Annotated in this window: 23 protein-coding genes; 5 read left to right on the forward strand and 18 right to left on the reverse strand. The window is 67.1% G+C overall.

All coding sequences use genetic code 11. The annotated features are described in order from the left end of the window. Window positions 1-32 precede the first annotated feature (32 nt). Together ACLBYA_RS05765 and ACLBYA_RS05770 are read left to right on the forward strand one after the other, a co-directional pair. Window positions 33-1,040, forward strand: coding sequence for an isopenicillin N synthase family dioxygenase (locus ACLBYA_RS05765; protein WP_447708394.1), 1,008 nt, complete (start codon window positions 33-35; stop codon window positions 1,038-1,040). Window positions 1,041-1,053: 13 nt separating this feature from the next. Continuing rightward, window positions 1,054-1,536: a flavin reductase family protein gene (locus ACLBYA_RS05770; protein ID WP_447708395.1), complete on the forward strand. Its 483-nt coding sequence runs from the start codon at window positions 1,054-1,056 to the stop codon at window positions 1,534-1,536. On the opposite strand, the gene ACLBYA_RS05775 is transcribed toward ACLBYA_RS05770, so the two are convergent. The 5 genes from ACLBYA_RS05775 to ACLBYA_RS05795 form a co-directional block, all read right to left on the reverse strand. Next, window positions 1,533-1,694 (reverse strand): hypothetical protein, encoded by a 162-nt coding sequence (locus ACLBYA_RS05775; RefSeq protein WP_447708675.1) that lies wholly within the window; start codon window positions 1,692-1,694, stop codon window positions 1,533-1,535. The genes ACLBYA_RS05770 and ACLBYA_RS05775 overlap by 4 nt on opposite strands. Before the next feature lie 156 nt (window positions 1,695-1,850). Continuing rightward, window positions 1,851-2,600, reverse strand: a complete 750-nt coding sequence (locus ACLBYA_RS05780; protein WP_447708396.1) for a succinate dehydrogenase/fumarate reductase iron-sulfur subunit — start codon at window positions 2,598-2,600, stop codon at window positions 1,851-1,853. 3 nt (window positions 2,601-2,603) lie between these two features. Continuing rightward, on the reverse strand, window positions 2,604-4,511 hold the full coding sequence (locus tag ACLBYA_RS05785; RefSeq protein ID WP_447708397.1) for a fumarate reductase/succinate dehydrogenase flavoprotein subunit: 1,908 nt from the start codon (window positions 4,509-4,511) through the stop codon (window positions 2,604-2,606). Window positions 4,512-4,542: 31 nt separating this feature from the next. Beyond that, a complete protein-coding gene (locus tag ACLBYA_RS05790) occupies window positions 4,543-5,364 on the reverse strand; it encodes a hypothetical protein (RefSeq protein WP_447708398.1) in 822 nt (273 codons plus the stop codon). Window positions 5,365-5,409: 45 nt separating this feature from the next. Continuing rightward, window positions 5,410-5,703: a hypothetical protein gene (locus ACLBYA_RS05795; RefSeq protein ID WP_447708399.1), complete on the reverse strand. Its 294-nt coding sequence runs from the start codon at window positions 5,701-5,703 to the stop codon at window positions 5,410-5,412. Between the two features lie 115 nt (window positions 5,704-5,818). On the opposite strand from ACLBYA_RS05795, the gene ACLBYA_RS05800 reads away from it, so the two are divergent. Beyond that, complete coding sequence (locus ACLBYA_RS05800) at window positions 5,819-6,577, forward strand: isocitrate lyase/PEP mutase family protein (RefSeq protein ID WP_447708400.1); 759 nt, start codon at window positions 5,819-5,821, stop codon at window positions 6,575-6,577. Window positions 6,578-6,775: 198 nt separating this feature from the next. Here the strand turns inward: ACLBYA_RS05800 and ACLBYA_RS05805 are convergent, their stop codons facing one another. Then, complete coding sequence (locus ACLBYA_RS05805) at window positions 6,776-7,189, reverse strand: Hsp20/alpha crystallin family protein (RefSeq protein WP_447708401.1); 414 nt, start codon at window positions 7,187-7,189, stop codon at window positions 6,776-6,778. A 199-nt stretch (window positions 7,190-7,388) separates the two neighbouring features. Here ACLBYA_RS05805 and nirB point away from each other — a divergent pair, with 199 nt between their 5' ends. Together nirB and nirD are read left to right on the forward strand one after the other, a co-directional pair. Then, entirely contained in the window at window positions 7,389-9,956 is a 2,568-nt protein-coding gene (gene nirB / locus ACLBYA_RS05810) for a nitrite reductase large subunit NirB (protein WP_447708402.1), read from the forward strand. After that, window positions 9,953-10,324 carry a nitrite reductase small subunit NirD gene (gene nirD / locus ACLBYA_RS05815; RefSeq protein ID WP_447708403.1) on the forward strand — a complete coding sequence of 124 codons (372 nt, stop codon included), beginning with the start codon at window positions 9,953-9,955 and terminating at the stop codon, window positions 10,322-10,324. The genes nirB and nirD overlap by 4 nt, the downstream gene beginning before the upstream one ends. Here the strand turns inward: nirD and ACLBYA_RS05820 are convergent. The 12 genes from ACLBYA_RS05820 to ACLBYA_RS05875 form a co-directional block, all read right to left on the reverse strand. Then, window positions 10,290-10,550: a Fur family transcriptional regulator gene (locus ACLBYA_RS05820; protein ID WP_447708404.1), complete on the reverse strand. Its 261-nt coding sequence runs from the start codon at window positions 10,548-10,550 to the stop codon at window positions 10,290-10,292. The two genes, nirD and ACLBYA_RS05820, sit on opposite strands and share 35 nt — an antisense overlap. Before the next feature lie 46 nt (window positions 10,551-10,596). Further along, window positions 10,597-11,304, reverse strand: a complete 708-nt coding sequence (locus ACLBYA_RS05825; protein ID WP_447708405.1) for a sirohydrochlorin chelatase — start codon at window positions 11,302-11,304, stop codon at window positions 10,597-10,599. Then, window positions 11,301-12,449: a uroporphyrinogen-III synthase gene (locus ACLBYA_RS05830; protein ID WP_447708406.1), complete on the reverse strand. Its 1,149-nt coding sequence runs from the start codon at window positions 12,447-12,449 to the stop codon at window positions 11,301-11,303. Before ACLBYA_RS05830 ends, ACLBYA_RS05825 begins: the two co-directional genes overlap by 4 nt. 198 nt (window positions 12,450-12,647) lie before the next feature. Beyond that, the gene (locus ACLBYA_RS05835; RefSeq protein WP_447708407.1) at window positions 12,648-13,223 is read right to left on the reverse strand and encodes a GNAT family N-acetyltransferase; all 576 of its coding nucleotides are present in this window, start codon (window positions 13,221-13,223) and stop codon (window positions 12,648-12,650) included. Between the two features lie 47 nt (window positions 13,224-13,270). Next, a complete protein-coding gene (locus ACLBYA_RS05840) occupies window positions 13,271-14,149 on the reverse strand; it encodes a 5-oxoprolinase/urea amidolyase family protein (RefSeq protein WP_447708408.1) in 879 nt (292 codons plus the stop codon). A 1-nt stretch (window position 14,150) separates the two neighbouring features. Further along, window positions 14,151-14,807 (reverse strand): 5-oxoprolinase subunit B family protein, encoded by a 657-nt coding sequence (locus ACLBYA_RS05845; RefSeq protein ID WP_447708409.1) that lies wholly within the window; start codon window positions 14,805-14,807, stop codon window positions 14,151-14,153. Window positions 14,808-14,881: 74 nt separating this feature from the next. Then, complete coding sequence (locus tag ACLBYA_RS05850; protein WP_447708410.1) at window positions 14,882-15,568, reverse strand: queuosine precursor transporter; 687 nt, start codon at window positions 15,566-15,568, stop codon at window positions 14,882-14,884. 12 nt (window positions 15,569-15,580) lie between these two features. Next, window positions 15,581-16,522, reverse strand: coding sequence for an ABC transporter substrate-binding protein (locus ACLBYA_RS05855; protein ID WP_447708411.1), 942 nt, complete (start codon window positions 16,520-16,522; stop codon window positions 15,581-15,583). 88 nt (window positions 16,523-16,610) lie between these two features. Beyond that, window positions 16,611-17,705: a YeiH family protein gene (locus ACLBYA_RS05860; RefSeq protein ID WP_447708662.1), complete on the reverse strand. Its 1,095-nt coding sequence runs from the start codon at window positions 17,703-17,705 to the stop codon at window positions 16,611-16,613. A 172-nt stretch (window positions 17,706-17,877) separates the two neighbouring features. Further along, complete coding sequence (locus ACLBYA_RS05865) at window positions 17,878-18,648, reverse strand: ABC transporter ATP-binding protein (protein ID WP_447708412.1); 771 nt, start codon at window positions 18,646-18,648, stop codon at window positions 17,878-17,880. Beyond that, complete coding sequence (locus ACLBYA_RS05870; protein WP_447708413.1) at window positions 18,624-19,484, reverse strand: ABC transporter permease; 861 nt, start codon at window positions 19,482-19,484, stop codon at window positions 18,624-18,626. The genes ACLBYA_RS05865 and ACLBYA_RS05870 overlap by 25 nt, the downstream gene beginning before the upstream one ends. 19 nt (window positions 19,485-19,503) lie before the next feature. Beyond that, window positions 19,504-20,571, reverse strand: a complete 1,068-nt coding sequence (locus ACLBYA_RS05875) for an ABC transporter substrate-binding protein (protein WP_447708414.1) — start codon at window positions 20,569-20,571, stop codon at window positions 19,504-19,506. Window positions 20,572-20,580 lie beyond the last annotated feature (9 nt).

Genomic DNA, 20,580 nt, shown 5'->3' on the forward strand with positions numbered 1-20,580 from the left:
ACTCAAAGGTTGAGTTCAGGCTGAGCGTGACCATGGCTGACGGCCGCATCTGCGGGAATGATGTAGGCGTGGTTTCTGTGCAGACGGCGCTGCCCGTCGTCGACCTGCGGGCCGAACCGGCGGCGCTGCGGGCGCAACTGCGCCAGGTCGCCCACGAGGTCGGCTTCTTCTATCTGACCGGGCATGGGGTGCCCGAGGAGTTGATCGACCGCCTGCTGGCGCAGGCTCGTGGCCTGTTCGGGTTGCCGCAGGTCGCCAAGGATGCGATCGCCATGGTCAACAGCCCGCACTTCCGCGGGTACACCCGGCTCGGCGGCGAGCTGACCGGTGGCACGGTGGACTGGCGTGAACAGATCGACATCGGTCCCGAGCGGGTGCCACTGACCGATCCGGCCGAGCCCTATCTGCGGTTGCAGGGGCCGAATCAGTGGCCCGCCGGGTTGCCAGGGTTGCCGGCCGTGGTCGCGGAGTGGGACGCCGTGCTGGCCGCGGTGGGTCGGACACTGTTGGGGCACTGGGCGGCGGCGCTGGGTAATCCGGCCGATGTGTTCGACGCTGCCTTCGCTGACACCCCGGCCACCCTGATCAAGGTGATCCGGTACCCGGGGCGGGCGGACAGCGATCAGGGTGTGGGGGCGCACCGCGACGCCGGGGTACTGACGCTGTTGCTCGCCGAACCGGGCAGCCGAGGGCTGCAGGTGCGGACCGAGCGGGGTTTCGTGGATGTCGACCCGCTGCCGGGTGCGCTGATCGTCAACATCGGCGAGATGCTGGAGATTGCCAGCGGCGGTTACCTGCGGGCCACCGAACACCGGGTCCGGATCTACGATGGGGAACGCCTGTCGGTGGCCTACTTCTTCAACCCCCGACTGGACGCGACGATCCCGGTGCTGCGGTTGCCTGCGGACCTGGCGGAGCGCGCCCGAGGTGTCAGCGTGGACACCGCCAACGACCGGATTTACGCGGTATACGGCCGCAATGCGTGGAAGAGTCGACTGCGGGCGCACCCCGACGTCGCCGCCGCGCACCATTACGTGTGAAGATGGATTTGTTATGAGCGACACAGAACTGAGCCCGGCCTCGCTGCGCGAGGCGTTCGGGCATTTCCCGACCGGTGTCATTGCCATCGCCGCCGAGGTGGACGGCGTCAAGGTCGGTCTGGCGGCCAGCACGTTCGTGCCGGTGTCGCTGGATCCGCCGCTGGTGTCGTTCTGCGTGCAGAACTCCTCGGAGACCTGGCCCAAGCTGAAGGGTCTGCCGTCGCTGGGCATCAGCGTGCTGGGCGAGTCGCACGACGCCGCCGCGCGCACGCTGGCCGCCAAGACCGGTGACCGGTTCGCCGGCCTGGAGACCCATTCCAAGGACAGCGGCGCGGTGTTCGTGCACGGGACCAGCGTGTGGTTGGAGAGCACCATCACCCAGGAGGTGCTGGCCGGCGATCACACCATCGTGGTGCTGCAGGTCAGCGAGATCGTCGTGCATGACGTGCCGCCGATCGTCTTCCACCGCAGCACGTTCCGCAAGCTCGGAACCTAGGGGCGGGACCCGAGTTTCTCGCGGTACCCCGCGACCCGCTGATCCAGCTCGGCCGCATCGGCCGGCCGGCCCTCCTTGCGGGCGAGGTCGGCGCGGGCCGACAGTTCCCGGATCGCGTTGCGAATGTCGTTGACGCTGGTGATTTCTCCCATTGCCATCGCTACCTTTCGACGTTGATTGGCCGCTGTCACGAGCGTACGCGCGATGGCCCATGTCGGCACCGCCCCACACTTTTGCGCGAAACTCGCGTACCCGTCGCTCTCGCGCACGGCAGAACGACCGGTACGCGAGTTTCGCCAAGGGGGACGGGGCGGTTACCGCCGGAAGAGCTTGTTCCCCAGCCACACGATCGGGTCGTACTTGCGATCGGCGACACGCTCCTTCATCGGGATCAGCGCATTGTCGGTGATCTTGATGTGTTCGGGGCACACCTCGGTACAGCACTTGGTGATGTTGCACATGCCGAGCCCGAACTCGTCCTGGGCCATCTGCTGACGGTCCACGGTGTCCAGCGGGTGCATGTCCAGCTCGGCGATGCGCATGTGGAAGCGCGGGCCCGCGAAGTTCTCCTTGTTCTCCTCGTGGTCACGCACCACGTGGCAGACGTTCTGGCACAGGAAGCACTCGATGCACTTGCGGAACTCCTGGCTCCGGTTCACGTCCTCCTGCTGCATCCGGTACTCACCGGGCTGCAGATCTTTTGGCGGGGTGAACGACGGGATCTGACGCGCCTTCTCGTAGTTGAACGACACATCGGTGACCAGATCGCGCATCACCGGAAAGGTCCGCAGCGGCGTGATCGTCACCGTCTCGGCCGGATCGAAGGTCGACATACGGGTCATGCACATCAGCCGCGGGCGGCCGTTGATCTCCGCCGAGCACGACCCGCACTTGCCGGCCTTGCAGTTCCACCGCACCGCCAGATCACCGGCCTGGGTGGCCTGCAGCCGGTGCACGATGTCGAGCACCACCTCGCCGTCGTTGACCTCGACGGTGTAGTCCTGCAGGTCGCCGCCGCTCTCGTCGCCGCGCCAGACCCGCATCTTAGCGTTATAGGCAGCCATGTCTCAGCCCTTCCGGTCCGGGTGTTCGGCCAGTTGGTCGTCGGTGTAGTACTTCTCCAGCTCGGACAGTTCGAAGGTGGCCAGCAGATCGGCCCGCATCACCGGCTGCTGCTCTGCCTCGACCGAGACGTCCGGCACCACCCCGCCGCCGACGGTCCGGCACACCAACAACTGATTGCGCCAGTGCGAATCCATCTGCGGGAAGTCGTCGCGGGTGTGCCCGCCGCGGCTCTCGGTGCGCGCCAGCGCGGCCTTGGCCACACACTCGCTGACCAGCAGCATGTTGCGCATATCGATCGCCAGATGCCAGCCCGGGTTGAAGAAGCGACCGCCCTCGACGACGACGTTGGCATACCGCGCTTTGAGCTCGTCGATCTTGACCAGCACCTCTTCGAGTTCACGCTCCTTGCGGATGATCCCGGCCAGGTCGTTCATCGACTGCTGCAGCTCGGCGTGCAGGGTGTATGGGTTCTCCGGATTGGCCTTGGGTGTGAACGGATCCAGCGCCAGGTCGGTGGCCGAATTCAAGGCCTCTTCGGTGACCACCGGCCGGGCGTCACCGAGCGCCCGGACATAGTCGGCGGCACCCAGCCCGGCGCGGCGGCCGAACACCAGCAGATCGGACAACGAGTTGCCGCCGAGCCGGTTGGAGCCGTGCATGCCGCCGGAACACTCACCGGCGGCGAACAGGCCCGGGGTCGCGGCACCGCCGCTGTCCGGATCGACCTCGATACCGCCCATCACGTAGTGGCAGGTCGGACCGACCTCCATCTCGTCCTTGGTGATGTCGACCTCGGCCAGCTCGATGAACTGGTGATACATCGACGGCAGCCGGCGCTTGATCTCCTCGGCCGGCATCCGCGAGGCGATGTCGAGATACACGCCGCCGTGTGGTGAGCCGCGGCCCGCCTTGACTTCCTCGTTGATGGCGCGGGCCACCTCGTCGCGGGGCAGCAGGTCAGGGGTGCGCCGCGCCGAGTCGTTGTCCTTGAGCCACTGATCGGCTTCCTCTTCGGTCTCGGCGTACTGCCCCTTGAACACGTCGGGGATGTAGTCGAACATGAATCGCTTGCCCTCGGAGTTCTTCAGCACTCCGCCGTCACCGCGCACACCCTCGGTGACCAGGATTCCCTTCACCGACAGCGGCCAGACCATGCCGGTCGGGTGGAACTGGATGAACTCCATGTTGATCAGGCCCGACCCGGCGCGCAGTGCCAGCGCGTGCCCGTCGCCGGTGTACTCCCACGAGTTCGACGACACCTTGAACGACTTGCCGATACCGCCGGTGGCCAGCACCACCGCCGGGGTTTCGAACAGGATGAACTCACCGGTCTCGCGCCAGTACCCGAAGGCGCCGGCAACTCGTCCGTTGTCGAGGATCAGCTCGGTGATCGAGCATTCGTGGAAGACCTTGATGCGGGCCTCGTAGTCGCCGAGTTCACGCTTGTCCTCCTGCTGCAGCGAGACGATCTTCTGCTGCAGGGTCCGGATGATCTCCAGACCGGTGCGGTCGCCGACGTGGGCCAGCCGCGGGTAGGTGTGGCCGCCGAAGTTGCGCTGGCTGATCCGGCCGTCTTTGGTGCGGTCGAACAGTGCCCCATAGGTTTCCAGCTCCCAGACCCGGTCCGGGGCCTCCTGGGCGTGCAGTTCGGCCATCCGCCAGTTGTTCAGGAACTTGCCGCCGCGCATGGTGTCACCGAAGTGCACCTGCCAGGAGTCCTTGGTGTTGACGTTGCGCATCGCCGCCGCGCAGCCGCCCTCGGCCATCACCGTGTGCGCCTTGCCGAACAGCGACTTCGTCACCACCGCGACGCGCAGGCCGCGTTCCCGGGCCTCGATCACCGCGCGTAGCCCCGCCCCGCCGGCACCGATCACGACGACGTCGTAGGTGTGCCGTTCCAGGTCACCCATTCAGAATCCTCACTAATCCGTAATTGAGTTGTCAGCCAACGAATCTCAGGTCGCTGATGGTCCCGCTGGCGAGCAACATGATGTAGAAGTCGGTGAACATCAGGGTGCCCAGGGTGATCCACGCGTACATCTTGTGGCGGGTGTTCAGCTTGCTGATCTGGGTCCACATCCAGTACCGCACCGGGTGTTTGGAGAAATGCTTGAGGCGGCCGCCGGCCACGTGCCGGCAGGAATGGCAGGACACCGTGTAGGTCCACAGCAGCAGCACATTGATCACCAGGATCAGGTTGCCCAGGCCGAAGCCGAATCCACCGCCGGGCTTGGCGAACGCGATGATCGCGTCGTAGGTGTTGATCACCGAGATCACCACCGCGAGGTAGAAGAAGTACCGGTGGGTGTTCTGCATGATCAGCGGGAACTTCGTCTCGCCGCTGTACTTGGCGTGCGGCTCGGCCACCGCGCACGCGGTCGGGGACTGCCAGACCGAGCGGTAGTAGGCGCCGCGGTAGTAGTAACAGGTCAGCCGGAACAGCAGCAGGAACGGCAGGGACACCGCGGCGTAGGGCAGCCACCAGACATCGGGCAGGAACTGACCGAAGTGGCTGGCCTCGGGGACACAGCCGGTACTGACGCACGGTGAGTAGAACGGCGTCAGGTAGCCGTACTCGGCGACGTAGTAGTTGTTCTGCAGGAACGCTCGCACCGTCGCGTAGATGACGAACGCGGCGAATCCGAGATCGGTGATCAGCGGCGATTTCCACCATGCGTCGGTGCGCAGGGTGCGCGGCTTGATCTGTGCTCGGGTGGGTGAGAAGACGCCGGTACCTTGACGATTCGAGGTCGGTGCGCTCACTACAGTCCTCTTCTTCTGTTGTTGCGGGTCAAACCCCGTGTGGGGTCAGCGGCTGCCGCCGAGCCCCTCGTCATCGACGCCGCTCCAGAAGTCTCTGGAGTAGTCGGAATCGGGGATGGTGATCTTCTCGCCAGGTCGGGCCTGGGTCGAAGTGCCACGCATCTCCAGTTCGGCGGCGTCGATGTCCAGCCGGTCGATATCGTTGAGCATGCGTTCGGCGTCGTTGACGATGCGGCGCATCGCCGGGGTGTCGCCGTACCGCGCACGCAGCGATGTGACGCAGCGTCGAAGATTGCCGATGAGTTCGTGCAGTTCGGCAAGCTCAGTCGTGGTGGACAAGGGTGACCTCCTTGGGCTGAAGGGTGTCAAGGATCACATTACGCATTCGATGTTAGCCACAACACGCGGTTTGGGAGTGAGACAGATCACGTCTACGTCAACGGAAGGCTCATAAATGTCGAAGGACGATCTGCAGCAGAAGGCCGCCGCGCTGCTGGCCTTGCACAAGCCGGGGGACCCGGCGATCCTGCCGACGGTGTGGGACGCGTGGTCGGCGAAGACCGTGGTGGACGCCGGATTCGCGGCGTTGACGGTGGGCAGTCACCCGGTGGCCGACTCGGTCGGCAAGCCCGATGCCGAGGGCATGAGTTACGACGATCTGGTGACCCGGGTCGCCCAGATCACCGCCGCGGTCGACGTTCCGGTGTCGGTGGACATCGAGTCCGGCTACGGCGAGTCGGCGGCCCGGCTGATCGACGGTCTGCTGGCGGCGGGCGCGGTCGGGCTCAACATCGAGGACACCGTGCACTCCGAGGGCGGCCGCACCCGCGCCGACGAGGACCACGCCGCGCTTGTGGGCGAGCTGCGCAAGGCCGCCGACGCGGCCGGGGTGCATGTGGTGATCAATGCGCGCACCGACCTGTTCCTGCGTCAGATCGGCGACGAATCGGACCGTTTCGAGCGGGCGGTCCGGAAGTTGACGCTCTGCGCCGAGGCGGGCGCGGACAGTCTCTACCCGGTGGGCCGCCACGACGACGACACCTACCGCCGATTGGTGGAGGCGCTGCCGCTGCCGATCAACGCGATCGCCCTGCCCGGCCAGGACGATCCCAAGCACTTCGCCCCGCTCGGTGTCGGTCGCATCAGCTTCGGCCCGTTCCTGCAATTCGCACTGACCGAGCGGATCAAGGAGCTCGTCACGCCCTGGTCGTGACACCTACTTGCCGCCCAAACGAACAAACGGGCGGGAAAGTGCGAGTGATTTCCGCCGAAACGTCAGTCTCGGCATGCAGACGACGAGGCCCCGCGGTAGCCCGCGGGGCCTCGTTGTGTGTCACCCAGATTGACGTTCTGGCGCGATCTTCCTGGGTCTTTTGCGCCCATTTGTTCGTTTGGGCGGTGGTGAAGCGCGCTACTTGGTGGCGATCTCGATGCGCTGCGGTTCGGTGCCGGCGTACACGCCTGCCACCCGGACCGTCAGCACCCCGGCGTCGTAGGACGCCGATACCGCGTCCCCGCTGACCTGGGCGGGCACCTTGAAGGTCCGGCGGAACGCGCCGTAGCGGACCTCGGACAGGGTGCGATCCTCGGCGTGCTGGTCACGCCGATCACCGCGGATGACGAGCTGACCACGGTCGAGTTCGACGGTGACATCGGCGGTCACGTCGACACCCGGCAGCTCCAGATGCACGACGGCGTCGTCACCGTCGCGGACGACCTCGGCGGCCGGGTTGAAATCAGCCGCGACGGGTGCCGTGGTGGCGAAGAAATCGCGCAGCCAGAAATCGACCGGCGAGGTGGCGCGGGTGCGCACTGCGTTGCTCATGTGTCTCCTCCAGATGTGGTGACCGGCCCTGCGCCGATCCGCTGCCTAGATAACTTGAGCGCACCACGCTGAAGTTCCATCTGCGGTTTCGCCGTCAGCGAAGCACTCACAGACTGCCGGGCCGATATGTGAGAACACCGTGACGGCCGATTCACACGAGGGCACATTCCGGCAATATCGGGTTCCTACCGTCTGGCATATGCAAGCAGCCAAGCATGTGGTCGTGGTCGGACACGGCATGGTCGGACACCGCTTCGTCGAGGCACTGCGCGCCCGGGACACCGACGGCGCGTGGCGCATCACGGTGTTGTCCGAGGAGGCCGACGCCGCCTACGACCGTGTCGGACTCACGTCCTACACCGAGCACTGGGATCGCGCGCAACTGGCGCTGCCCGGTAACGACTACGCCGGCGACGACGGTGTGACCCTGCACCTGGCCCAGCCCGCCCGCGAGATCGACCGCGCCGCCAAGACCGTCACCACCGCCGACGGCCAGTGCCTCAGCTACGACGCCCTGGTGTTGGCCACCGGCTCGTATGCGTTCGTGCCGCCGGTGCCCGGGCACGACCTGCCGCACTGCCACGTGTACCGCACCCTCGACGATCTGGATGCCATCCGGGCCGGTGCCCAGGCCGCGGTCGGCACCAAGACCCCGGTCGGCGTCGTCATCGGTGGTGGCCTGCTCGGCCTGGAGGCGGCGAACGCCCTGCGCGGCTTCGGCTTACAGACCCACGTGCTGGAGATGTCGCCGCACCTGATGGCCGCCCAACTCGACCCCGCCAGCGGCGCCCTGCTGTCCCGGATGATCCGCGGGCTCGGTATCGAGGTGCACACCGGTGTCGGCACCGAGACCATCGCCCCGGCCCAGCGCAACAAACCGCTGCGCAAAGCGGCCGCCGATGATGCGGTGCGCCTGTCGCTCAACGACGGCTCCAGCATCGACGCGAGTGTGGTGGTGTTCGCCGCCGGCGTGCGCCCCCGTGACGAACTCGCCCGCGCGGCCGGCCTGGAGATGGCCCAGCGCGGCGGGGTCATGACCGACCTATCCTGTGTGACAAGCGATCCCAGCATCTACGCGATCGGCGAGGTGGCCGCCATCGAGGGCCGCTGCTACGGACTGGTCGGCCCCGGCTACACCAGCGCCGAGGTGGTCGCCGACCGGCTGCTCGGCGGTGAGGCCGAGTTCCCCGAGGCCGACATGTCGACCAAGCTCAAACTGCTCGGTGTCGATGTGGCTAGTTTCGGTGACGCACAGGGGCGCACCCCCAATTGCCTGGACGTCGTCGTCAATGATCCGGTGAAGCAGACCTACGCCAAGCTGGTGCTCTCCGATGACGCCAAGACGCTGCTGGGTGGCATCCTGGTCGGCGACGCCTCCTCCTACGGTGTGCTGCGGCCGATGGTGGCCAGCGAATTGCCCGGTGATCCACTGTCGTTGATCGCCCCGGTGTCCGATGGCGCGCCGGCCGGCCTCGGTGTCGGTGCGCTGCCCGATATCGCACAGATCTGCTCGTGCAACAACGTCACCAAGGGTGATCTCAAGGAAGCCATCTGCGGTGGCTGCAGCGATGTCCCCGCACTCAAGAAGTGCACACTGGCCGGCACCTCCTGCGGATCCTGCGTCCCGCTGCTCAAACAACTGCTCGAAGCAGAGGGTGTCGAGCAGTCCAAGGCCCTGTGCGAACACTTCAACTACTCCCGCGCCGAGATGTTCGAGCTTGTCAACGCCACCTCGGTCCGGACGTTCTCGGGCCTGATCGAGCAGTACGGCACCGGAAAGGGTTGTGATATCTGCAAACCCACCGTCGCCTCGATCCTGGCCTCCACCAGCTCCGAGCACATTCTCGACGGTGAACAGGCCAGCTTGCAGGACTCCAACGACCACTTCCTGGCCAACATCCAGAAGAACGGCAGCTACTCGGTGGTGCCGCGGTCACCCGGCGGGGAGATCACCCCCGAGCAGCTCATCCTGATCGGTGAGATCGCCCGGGATTTCGGCCTCTACACCAAGATCACCGGTGGTCAACGCATCGACATGTTCGGCGCGCGGGTGGACCAGCTGCCCGAGATCTGGCGCAGGCTGGTCGACGGCGGCATGGAATCCGGTCAGGCATACGGCAAGTCGCTGCGCACCGTCAAGAGCTGCGTGGGTAGCACCTGGTGCCGGTACGGGCAACAGGATTCGGTGAACATGGCCGTTGAGATCGAGAAGCGTTACCGCGGTCTGCGTTCCCCGCACAAGATCAAGATGGCTGTCTCCGGCTGCGCCCGGGAATGTGCCGAGGCGCAGAGCAAGGATGTCGGCGTCATCGCCACCGAGCAGGGCTGGAACCTTTACGTGTGTGGCAACGGCGGTATGTCCCCGCGGCACGCGCAGCTGCTGGCCGGTGATCTCGACGACGAGACCTTGATCCGCTATATCGACCGGTTCCTGATGTTCTACATCCGCACCGCCGACCGGCTGCAGCGCACCGCGCCGTGGCTGGAGGCGATGGATGGTGGCCTGGAGCATCTGCGTGAGGTGGTCTGCGATGACTCGCTGGGGCTGGCCGCCGAGTTCGAGGCGGCCATGGCACGGCACGTCGGCGGCTACTCGTGCGAGTGGAAGGGTGTCCTCGACGACCCGGAGAAGCTGTCGCGCTTCGTGTCCTTCGTCAACGCCCCCGAGGTCGCGGACCCGACCATCGAGTTCACCGAGTCCTTCGGGCGCAAGGTGCCCGTGGCGATCGGTATGCCGAAGTTCAAGCCCGAGGAGGACGCGAAATGACGCTCACCGATGACCGTAAAGATGTTGCCGCCGAAGTGGACTCGATCTGGACCACGGCGTGCGGCCTGGACCGGCTGCTGCCGTGTCGCGGGGTGGGTGTGCTGTTGCCCGGCGGTGTGCAGGTCGCGTTGTTCCGTCTCGACGACGGCTCGTTACATGCGGTGGGAAATATCGACCCGTTCTCCGGCGCGGCCGTGATGTCGCGCGGTATCGTCGGCGACCGCGGCGGCCGGGCCTGTGTGCAATCGCCGATCAAGAAGCAGGCGTTTGCGCTGGATGACGGTGTCTGCCTTGATGATCCGCAGAAGTCGGTGCCGGTCTACCGGACCCGGGTCACGCCGGACGGTCTTGTGCAGATTGCTGCGTGATCGCCAGCGCCCAGTAGGCGTCTCGGCCGGGGCCGGGGTGGCGTGCCACATCGCCCCGCCGCTGTAACACAGTCAGGTTGCGGTAGACCGACTCGATCACAGCCTTCGAATTGCCCTGTCGCAGCACATGATCGCGCAGATCGGCGGTCGTCATGGGCGCCTCGGTATCCTGCAACGCCGTCAGCAACTGCGCGCGCAGCCGCTCACTTTCCCCCAACGAAGCCATTTGCACGATCCTAGCCGAGGAATCGTGCTGCCCTCGAATCGGCAGGTCAGGCCGCGACGGGCAGCCGTACCGCGTCCGCGCGCCGGAACCGGCCGGCGATCAGTCGGACCATCCCGGGGTGCAGGCCCAGCGGCTCGGTGACCAGGTCCGCCCCGGCGTCACGCAGCCGGTCCTGGAACAACCCGTCGGCCAGCAGGTAGGAGGCGATCGTGACGCGCCGGGCACCGTGGGCCCGGGCGGCCTGCACGGCGGCAGCCACCGTCGGCGCGCCGGTGGCGGCGTAGCCGAGCTCCACCCGGTCCCCGATCAGGGCCGACAACATGGCCGCAGTCTGGCGCAGATCGGACTGGGCGCTGCGGTCCGAGGTACCGGCGGCGGCCAGGATCACCGAATCCCCGCAACGCCAACCCGATTCCTGTAACCGATCGGCCAGCACCCGGACCGAGCCGGCGCACGGACCGAGCGGGCGGGTGACGGTCACCGCCGGGTGTGTGCTGGCCTGGACATGGGCGGGCACGTCGACGCGGACGTGATAACCGCCGGCCAGAAAGGCCGGCACCAGCACCGCAGGCCGATCGTGCGGCAGGCCGTCGAGCACCTGCGACGGGGTGGGGCCCAGCACGTCGACGAACGCGACGTGCACCTTCCGGCCCAGCACCACGGCGACCCGGTCTGCCAGCTCGTGGACCATGCTGACACCACCGGGTTTGCGGGTGCCGTGGGCGACCAGCACCGCCGAAGCCTGCCGGTTCATGAGACGCCCAGCGGATGTTCGTCGATGGCCAACCGGTAGCCGCGTTTGACCACCGTGGACACGATGTTCTTGTCGCCCAACGCGGTTCGCAGGCGCAGCACGGCGGTCTCGACGGCATGGGTGTCGGTGCCGCCACCGGGCAGCGCGCTGAGCAGGTCATTGCGGGACACCACCGCACCCGGCCGGTGCGCGAGTGCCCGGATGGTCGCCATGCTGGCCGGCGGCAGCTCCTTGACCACATCGTCGACCAGCACGCAGGTACCGCGGATCTCCAACACATGCCCGGCGACGTGCATCCGGCGGGACTGCAACAGCGGCAGCTCATCGGTGATGTGACGGGCCAGCGCACCGAGGCGCATCCGCTCCGGGGCCGAGGTCGGCACACCGAGCCGGACCAGCGGACGGGCGGTGATCGGCCCCACGCACATGGCGTGCACGTTGGTGCGCAGCGCGTCCAGGACGGCGGGCTCCACACCGAGATCCTTGGCGCGCAGCAGCAGCGCGGCCACCGCCGGTGCGGAGGTGAAGCTGACGGCGTCGAAGCGTTGATCGGCGATGCCGAGCACCAGCTGGTCGAACGGCCCGTTGCGGGGCGCGGGGTTCCAGCGGTACACCCGGATCGGGACGACGTCGGCGCCGGCGGCCCGCATCTCGTCGAGGAACTCGGGGAACGGATCCCAGTCGTCGTTGGTGCCGTGCAGCTGCACGGCGACCCGCATCCCGACGATGCCGCCCTCGAGCAGGTAGTGCAGCAGCTCGCGCGAGGACTCCGATTCCGGTGACCACTCCTCGGGCAGCCCGGCGGCCCGTAGCGCCCCGGTGGCCTTCGGCCCGCGTGACACGATGCGCGCGTTGCCCAGCGCGGCCGTCAGATCGTGGGCCAGCCCCCACCCGTCGGCGGCGGCGATCCAGCCGCGCAAGCCGATGCCGGTGGTGGCGATGACGATATCGGGCGGGCTCGCGATCAGCGCCTCGGTGTTGGCGCGCAGCTCGTCGTCGTCGGGCAGCGGCACCATGCAGATGGCCGCCGCGCTGGTCACGTCGGCGCCGCGCCGGGTCAGCAGCGCGCCGAGCTCCTCGGCGCGGCGTGCCGAGGTGACCGCCACCCGGAACCCGGTGAGCGGTGCCCAATCGGGTCCGGTCATGTCACCTGTGTATTCAGTCGGTGTTTCTTGGTTGTTACTCCGCGGTTGCGCGCGGGTGTCGCAGTGGGCTGAACTGCTTGAGACATTGGCAAGAGGCTAGGAGTCGTTTGTTGCGCGAACGCTGCTGTCGATAACCCGGCCGTGAACTTCCGCTCACCGCGGATCAGGGTCGGCTGTGAGGTCCTGAACTGGTGTTTTCTACCAGACGTCGCCGTCGCGCCAATCACAACTCAGTTCCGCCTCGGTGTCCAGCTCCACCGATATCGGCAGCACGAACACCCCACCGTCGTCCTCGGGGGTGCGCACCCGGCCGGTGGGAGACAGCACCGACAACGGGCCCGTCCACTGCTGCCACCCGCGCGGCGGATACAGTCGGCGACCGTCCTCGGAGGCGCCGAGGGCACCCAGCTGATAGGCGCCGCGCAGCACCTGCTCCAGGGCGTCCATGATCGCGGTCGCCAGACCCTGCCCGCGCCAGTCCTCCCGGACCGCGACGGCCTCGATGTAGCCGCAGCGCAGCGCGGTGTCGTTGTGGAACAGGCGACGCTGCACCACCGCGCCGTGCGCGATGATGGCGCCGCGGTGACCGATCAGGGCGTGCATCCCGCCCAGCGCGTGTTCCCAGTCGGCCTCGTCGAAGTCACCTTCGAAGGCGTCGACCACCATCCGGTGCGCGTCGCTGTGCGTCTCGGTGTCCAGATCGGCCGTGTGGATCAGGCGGGCGGTATGGATCTCCCGCACCGCACCGGGTACCGGCTGCGTGTGACTGCGCACCTCATTTTTCTACCACCAATCCAAGCGGGCGGCTTTTACCACCAAAATCAGATGGGTCGGCGGGGCCGCGACCAGTGCAACCGAACTGTCTGGCCCGGACGCACCTGGCCCAGCTTGTCGATGTCGGCGTCGGTGACCACGCCGATCACCGGATAGCCGCCGGTCACCGGGTGATCCGGACCCAGGATCACCGGAAAACCGTTGGGCGGGACCTGGATCGCACCGCGGGTCGCACCCTCGCTGGGCAGCTGCCGGTCCGGCCAGCGGTACTCCAGCGGCATCCCCATCAGCCGCATACCGACCCGGTCGCTGCGGTTGGTCACCAGCCAGTTGGTGCGCACCAGGTAATCGGGGTCGACGAACCAGTCGTCACGCGGACCCGGCACCACCTGCAGTTCCAGGATCTCCGGGGCGATCGCGGCGACCGGCGCCTGGTCGAGCTCGGGGAAATCGTCGGTGTGCACACCGACGGGCAGCACATCACCGGGCCGCAGCGGTGCCGGCCCGATCGCCGACATCACGTCATAACTGCGCGAGCCCAGCACCGGTTCCACGTCGATCCCGCCGCGCACCGCCAGATAGCTGCGCAGCCCGGCATGCGGTGCGCCCAGCGAGATCACCTCGCCGTCGCGCACGTAATGGATGCTGTTGGTGCCGAAGGGAACTCCGTTGACCGCCGGGTCGGTGTCGGCACCGGTGACGGCGATCGCCACATCACCGCCGCGGACCCGGGCCGAGAAGCCGCCGAAGGTGACCTCCACGGTGGCCCGCTCGCTCGGATTGGCCACCAGCCGGTTGGCCAGCGAATGTGCCCGCCGGTCGGCCGCCCCCGAACGGGAGACACCCATATGCGCCATACCCGGTCGGCCGAGGTCCTCGACGAGAGCCATCGGGCCGGTCCGCAGGATTTCCAGCGTCACACTCATGTCAGGCCTCCCGGAAGGCGACGGTCATGCCCGGCGTCAGCAGGGCGGGTTGGGGTCGGGTGACGTCGAACAGCACCGCCTCGGTGCGGCCGATCAGCTGCCAGCCGCCGGGGGATTCCCGCGGGTAGACACCGCTGAACTCTCCGGCCAGGCCGACCGACCCGGCCGGGACCCGGGTGCGGGGCTCGGCCTTGCGCGGTACCTGCAGCCGGGGATCGCCGCCGACCAGATAGGCGAATCCCGGTGCGAAACCGCCGAATCCGACCTGCCAGAGGCTGCCGGTGTGGGCCGCGACGACCTCGGTGCGGCCCAGGCCGGTGAGCTCGGCGACATCGTCGAGATCGGCACCGTCATAGGTCACGTCGATCACCACATCGGGTTGTGCGGCTTTCGCCATGTCCGCGACGGCCTCGTGCAGTGCCAGCTTCTGCAGCCGTTGCCGTGTGGGCGCCAGGTACTGCGGGCCTGCGAGCTTGCACAGCACGGTGCGCGAGGCCGGGACGATGTCCAGGACACCGGGCAGGCCGGCGCGGGCCAGGGTGTCGGTCCAGGCCAATACCGCCGCGGTGCTGTCGAACTCGAGCAGCAGCGCCTGATCCCCATAATCGCGAATGACGCCCAGTGAAGCGGGCACTTGAATCTCCGTTGTCACGGTCATCTACCGAAGCTACCGCCGAGTAAGTTGATTTACGAGGCGTCTGATCGCTTTGCCAGAGGAGCCTTAGAGCCTCTTCAGATCGCGGGCTGATACGTCGGTTCGCGACGCTTGACGATCGCGATCACCCGGTAGGTGATCGGCAGCATGACGACCTCGACGATGGTCTTGTAGAACCAGCCCTGGGCGGTGTAGATCAGGAAGTCACTGAACGACGAGATGCCGATGACGCCGGCCGCGATGGCACAGAACACCACGGTGTCGCCCAGCTGCCCGACGAACGTCGAGCCGACCAGGCGCGCCCACAGATGCTTCTCCTTGGTCCGTTCCTTGATCAACACCAGCGACCAGGCGTTCAGCGTCTGCCCGACCAGGAAACCGGCCATCCCGGCGATGATCAGCCCCGTGTAGGAGCTGACGATGTTCTCCAGGTGTTCCTGGTTGGGATAGAAGTCGGCGGCGGGCAGATAGACGGTGGCCCAGAAGACCACGGCGGCCAGGATGTTCATCGCGAAGCCCAGCAGGATCGCCTTGCGCGCGGCCTTGAAGCCGTACACCTCGGAGAGCACATCGCCGATCACATAGGTCAGCGGGAACACCAGGAACCCGCCGTCGGTGATGATCGGGCCGAATTCCACACCCTTGGTGGCGGTGACGTTGGAGATGATGACCAGCGCGGTGAACACCGCGACGAAGATCGGATAGTAGGCCGAACCGACCTGGGCGTAGGACGGGCGATCGGCGGTGTCGGTCGGGCTGCTCACCTGAGTATCTTCTCAGGCCAGTGCGGTGCCCAGCATCGGCGGCAGCTGGTCGGCGACCGCCGGCAGCGACAGCGGCGAGCTGAAGGCGATCGCGGCGGCCAGGTCGCGGCCGGTGAACACATTGCGCCGGCCCTGCTCGGCGACGATCGGGTCGGCGGTCAGCGCGGCGGTCTCGGGGTCGTCGGCGCACCAGATGAGCACATCGGCGCTCTCGAGCACCTGCGCCATCTCGGCGCGCGGCACCACCGGGTCGATCTCGGGTGTCTCGAACCCGAGCTGGGTGAGGAACTCGGTGCGCCACCCCGGTGGTGTGGTCACCAGATCACCGTCGTCGAGGCTGCCCTGCAGCAGCAGCGCCCGCTTGCCCTTGAACTGTTCGGTGGCCTGCGCGGTGAATCGGTTGTCGATATTGGTGATCAGCTGCTGCATCTCGTCGTGTTTGAACACCGCCGCACCGATCGCGGTGGCCTGATCCCGCCACGGCTCGAAGAACGCCTGCGTCCCGGACTGCGCGATGGTCGGGGCGACCGCGGACAGCCGGGTGTAGGTGTCGCGGTCCAGCCCGGCGTTGGTCGCGATGATCAGATCGGGGTTCAGCGCGGTGATGGCCTCGAAGCTGATGCCGTTGTCGAGGTTGAGGACGGCGGGTTGGGCTGTTCCGAGGGCACCGATCGCCCACGGCCACACCGCGAACGGTTGCCCGCCGAACCACTCGGTGACCCCGACGGGGCTGACACCGACGGCCAGCAGGCAGTCCTGGCCGGTGAGCCCGGCGCTGACCACCCGAGTGGGTAGCGCCGCAATCCTGGTCTCGCCGAAGGCATGTGTGACGGTGACCGAGCCGTCGTCGGCGATCTCGCCGGTGGGTGGTTTGGACGTGCAGGCGGTCAGCGCGGCTGATGTCCCGGCGGCAAGCGTCAGCAGGAACCCTCGCCTCGACCAGGATGCCGGCACGTGCGTGAGCGTACTTCGCCGCGAGCGGCCGTGTCTGTACAGCGCCACGCCGACGCCGCGGACAGTATGCGGTCGTTCGCGGATGGGATTACAGCGTGAAGTTCCCGAAGAGCAGTGTGGCCAGACCGAGCGCCGCCACGATGTTGACCACGGTCGCCGACGCGAACAATACGACGGGCCGCCAACCCGCCTCACGCAGGCCACGAAGCGAGAACTCCAGCCCGATGGCGACGAACGCGAAGATCAGGAACCAGGTGCGCAGGTCGTTGACGGTCGTGATGTCGGCCTTGTCGCCACCGAACTGCAGATACAGCGTGCCGATGATCGATGCCGCGATGAATCCGAGCACGAACTTGGGGAAGCGGTCCCAGAACTCGCGCAGGGATGGGCGTGCTTGGGCCCCGGTCTTCCGTTCGACCTTGAGGGCGAAGTAGGCGGTCAGTGCGATCGCGACGACGCCGATCAGGGCGTTCTGGGTCGTTTTGACGATGGTGGCGATCTGCAGCGCCTCCTCGCCGGCGATCGCACCGGCTGCGGCGACGGCGGCGGTGGTGTCGATGTTGCCGCCGATCCAGGCCCCGGCCACCGCGTCGGACAGCCCGAAAACCTGCGCCAGCCAGGGCAGCAGGAAGATCGAGGGCAGCGCGAAGATGATCACCAGCGAGGCGGCGTAGGCCAGTTGTTCACGTTTGGCCTGTACGGCGCCGGCGGCGGCGATGGCGGCACTGACGCCGCAGATGGAAACCGCCGATGCCAGCAGCGCGCGCAGCTTGTCGTCGAGGCCGAGCTTGCCGCCGAGCCACCAGGTGAAGCCGAACACAATGGTGATCAACAGCAGCGCCTGGATGATCGCAGGCCCGGCGGCGGTGACCAACAGCTTGAGATTGATCGACGCGCCGAGCAGTACCAGTCCGGTCTTGATGAAGAACTCGGTGCGGAAGCCGCGGGAAAGCGCCTCGCGCAGAGCCAGTTTGGACAGCAGGTAGTTGCCGAGTAGGCCGAGTGCGATGGCATAGATCGGGAACTCGATCGACTTGGCGACCTTGGCCAGCGCTGTGTCGGCGGTCCAGCCCGGGACCTGCTGCTCCAGGAATCGGGTAGCCGCACCGAGCGCGATCACCACCAGCACACCCGCGACGGCGTAACTCAGTTTCGACGAGCGAGCGTCGGCGTCGGTGCTGATGTCGGTCTTGTCGGTTTCGGTCACGGGATCACGCTGCCCGGGATCGCGCCGGCCAATACCAGAGCGAGCAGGGTCAGGCCGACGATCACGGCCAGCCAGTCCTCGTTCAACTTCGCGGGTTGAGCCATTTGCCGACCATAGGGCGGGCTCGGTGGAGGGTCAGGGGTTGCGCTCAGTGCGAGTCGAACGTGACACCCAGCGCGCTCAGCAACGCCTCGCGATGCGCGACGAACTGCGGATTGCGGTAGTCGCGTTCTTGCTCGCCGTGGAAGTCCAGGGTGCGGTCGGCGACAAAACGGCCGTTGTCGAGCACCAGCACCCGGTCGGCGAGCACCACCGCCTCGTCGACATCGTGGGTCACCAGCAGCACACCAGGCCGGTATTTGGCGCACAGATCCTGTAGCAGCGTGTGCATCCGGATGCGGGTCAGCGCGTCCAGCGCACCGAACGGTTCGTCGGCCAGCAGCAGCGCCGGGTTACGGACCAGTGAGCGGGCCAGCGCGACACGCTGCTGCTCACCGCCGGACAGCGCGTAGGGCCAGGCGCGTTCGCGGCGGGGCAGCCCGACATCGGCCAGCACGGTGGCGCCGCGGTCACCGACATCGCGACCGGACAGTCCGAGGGTGACGTTGTCGAGCACCCGCGCCCATGGCAGTAGCCGGGAATCCTGGAACACCACCGAGACATCGCGGGAGACGTAGAGGTCCCCGTCGCCGGCCACGCCGTGATCGAGTCCGGCCAGCGCCCGAAGCAGGGTGCTCTTGCCCGATCCGCTGCGACCCAGCAGCGCGACGAACTCGCCGCGGTGGATCGTCAGGTCGACTCTGTCGAGCACCTTCTTGTCGCCGAAGGAGCGGGTCAGGGTGCGCACCGCCGCGACCGGGTCGCCGTAACCCGTGACGGCGCCGGATTTTTCGATCAGGTCCCGAGTGCCCGTCGCCATGACAGCGCCCTCCTTTCGATGGCGCGCACGATGTAGTCACCGGTCAGGCCGAACATCGCGTAGACCACCAGTCCGACGACGACGATCTCCAGCTGCCCGTACAGCCGGGCCTGGGTCATCAGGAAGCCGATGCCCTCGGTGGCGTTGACCTGTTCGACGACCACCAGTGCGGTCCACGAGATCGTCACCGCCAGGCGCAATCCGGTGAAGAACCCGGGCAGCGCACCCGGGATCGCGACCTTGCGGATGAACTGCGCACGCGTCAGCCCGACCGTCTCGGCCAACTCGACGTGGCGCAGGTCCACGCCTTTGAGCTGAGCGGTGGTGTTGATGTAGACCGGGATCAGCACGCTGGTGGCGATGATGATGATCTTCATGGTGTCGCCGATACCGAACCAGATGATGGCCAGTGGGATGATCGCCAACGTCGGCACCGCCCGCTTGACCTGGATGGGCCCGTCGACGACGGCCTCGCCGATGCGGCTCAGCCCGGAGATCAGCGCCAGCACCAGGCCCAGCGCCACACCGATGGCCAGGGAGACAGACGCCAGTTTGAGGGAGGCGAGGATGTTGTCGGGCAACCGGCCGTCGGACCAGAGTTCGGCCGCGCTGCGGGCGATGTCGAACGGGTGCGGCAACGTGCCGGGATCAAGGACCCCGGTTTCGGAGGTGACGAACCAGATGGCCAGCAGCAGCAGCGGGCCCAGCGCCAGCGCGCCGGGGATGGCCCGGCCCGGCCCGAGCCGGCGGCGTCGGTTGGTTCCCGAACGGTGTTCCAGGTCCGGGAATTCGCCGGCGGTGTTCGGTGGTGCCGGTACGGTCCGCGTGCTGGTCATGGTGTTCCCCCGATGCCGACTACTGCGTCGCTCCGGCGGGCAGTGGCGCGTTGGGCGTCAGATCGCCGAAGCGGATGTCGAATTCGTCACGCGCCACAAGATCCTTGCCCTTGAACGCGCCGGCGCTCTGCAGAAGATCGATGGTCTCCTGCTGGGTGTTGATCACGTCGTCGGTGAATCCCGGGACGCTGCTCATACCGTCGGACTCGGCGATCGCGGCGGCGTCTTCGGGTGACACCTTCTGATCCTTGATCAGGTACTCCTGGATCCAGACGTCCTTGTTGTCGTTGAGCCACTGTTCGGCGCGGTACCAACGGATGACGAACTCGCGGACCGCGGCGGCCTGCGCCGGATCCTGCAGGGCCACATTGCTGGCGTACACGTGGTACAGACCCGGGTTGGCGCCGGGAGCGTTGGGAATCTCCTTACTGCCCTTGCCTTCTGTGGAGGCCAGGTACCGGAATCGGTCGGGCTGTTTGAGCACCGCCGCGTCGACCTGGTCGGCGCGCAGACCGTCGGCAAATTCGGCCAGGCCCAGGTTGATCGGTGCGACATCCTCGATGGACAGGCCGGCGGCCTTCAGATTGCGCAGCACGATGGCCTGCTGGGCGGTGCCCTCGTTGATGGCGATGCGCTTGCCGGCGAGGTCTTCCAGGGTGTTGATGCCGGATCCAGGCGCGGTGGCCAGGGTGGCCCCGGGTCCGTCATAACGAACGGTCCCGACGGTCGGCACGCCCGCATCGGAGAACTGCGCCAGGATCGGTGGCACGTCTCCGACGCGGCCGAGTTGGGCGTTTCCGGACCGGATGGCTTCCAGCCGCAGCGGTCCGCTGCTGAAGTTGGCGTAGCTGACCTCGGCGGTCAATTTGTCCTGCTCGCCGGACAGGGCGAACAACGTCTTCATCCGGTTGGCATCGTCGGCCACCACCAGTTTGGTGCCTGCAGGTACCTCGATCGGCAGCGTGGCGTCGGCGGCCAGCGCCGCACCGGCCGGTTTGTCGGTGTCGGCCGAACCGCACGCGGTCAGCGTTCCCACCGTCACGGCGGTGACGGCCGCGAGGCGGAACAGGGTGGACAACGGACGCATGAGGTGGCT

The organism is Mycobacterium sp. C31M, assembly GCF_053345865.1.

Bases quoted from the DNA above. Each gene is read 5' to 3' on its own strand.
- ACLBYA_RS05765 (WP_447708394.1), top strand. From the start codon at position 33: ATGGCTGACGGCCGCATCTGCGGGAATGATGTAGGCGTGGTTTCTGTG.
- ACLBYA_RS05770 (WP_447708395.1), top strand. From the start codon at position 1,054: ATGAGCGACACAGAACTGAGCCCGGCCTCGCTGCGCGAGGCGTTCGGG.
- ACLBYA_RS05775 (WP_447708675.1), bottom strand. From the start codon at position 1,694: ATGGCAATGGGAGAAATCACCAGCGTCAACGACATTCGCAACGCGATC.
- ACLBYA_RS05780 (WP_447708396.1), bottom strand. From the start codon at position 2,600: ATGGCTGCCTATAACGCTAAGATGCGGGTCTGGCGCGGCGACGAGAGC.
- ACLBYA_RS05785 (WP_447708397.1), bottom strand. From the start codon at position 4,511: ATGGGTGACCTGGAACGGCACACCTACGACGTCGTCGTGATCGGTGCC.
- ACLBYA_RS05800 (WP_447708400.1), top strand. From the start codon at position 5,819: ATGTCGAAGGACGATCTGCAGCAGAAGGCCGCCGCGCTGCTGGCCTTG.
- ACLBYA_RS05805 (WP_447708401.1), bottom strand. From the start codon at position 7,189: ATGAGCAACGCAGTGCGCACCCGCGCCACCTCGCCGGTCGATTTCTGG.
- nirB (WP_447708402.1), top strand. From the start codon at position 7,389: ATGCAAGCAGCCAAGCATGTGGTCGTGGTCGGACACGGCATGGTCGGA.
- nirD (WP_447708403.1), top strand. From the start codon at position 9,953: ATGACGCTCACCGATGACCGTAAAGATGTTGCCGCCGAAGTGGACTCG.
- ACLBYA_RS05820 (WP_447708404.1), bottom strand. From the start codon at position 10,550: ATGGCTTCGTTGGGGGAAAGTGAGCGGCTGCGCGCGCAGTTGCTGACG.
- ACLBYA_RS05825 (WP_447708405.1), bottom strand. From the start codon at position 11,304: ATGAACCGGCAGGCTTCGGCGGTGCTGGTCGCCCACGGCACCCGCAAA.
- ACLBYA_RS05830 (WP_447708406.1), bottom strand. From the start codon at position 12,449: ATGACCGGACCCGATTGGGCACCGCTCACCGGGTTCCGGGTGGCGGTC.
- ACLBYA_RS05840 (WP_447708408.1), bottom strand. From the start codon at position 14,149: ATGAGTGTGACGCTGGAAATCCTGCGGACCGGCCCGATGGCTCTCGTC.
- ACLBYA_RS05845 (WP_447708409.1), bottom strand. From the start codon at position 14,807: ATGACCGTGACAACGGAGATTCAAGTGCCCGCTTCACTGGGCGTCATT.
- ACLBYA_RS05865 (WP_447708412.1), bottom strand. From the start codon at position 18,648: ATGGCGACGGGCACTCGGGACCTGATCGAAAAATCCGGCGCCGTCACG.
- ACLBYA_RS05870 (WP_447708413.1), bottom strand. From the start codon at position 19,484: ATGACCAGCACGCGGACCGTACCGGCACCACCGAACACCGCCGGCGAA.
- ACLBYA_RS05875 (WP_447708414.1), bottom strand. From the start codon at position 20,571: ATGCGTCCGTTGTCCACCCTGTTCCGCCTCGCGGCCGTCACCGCCGTG.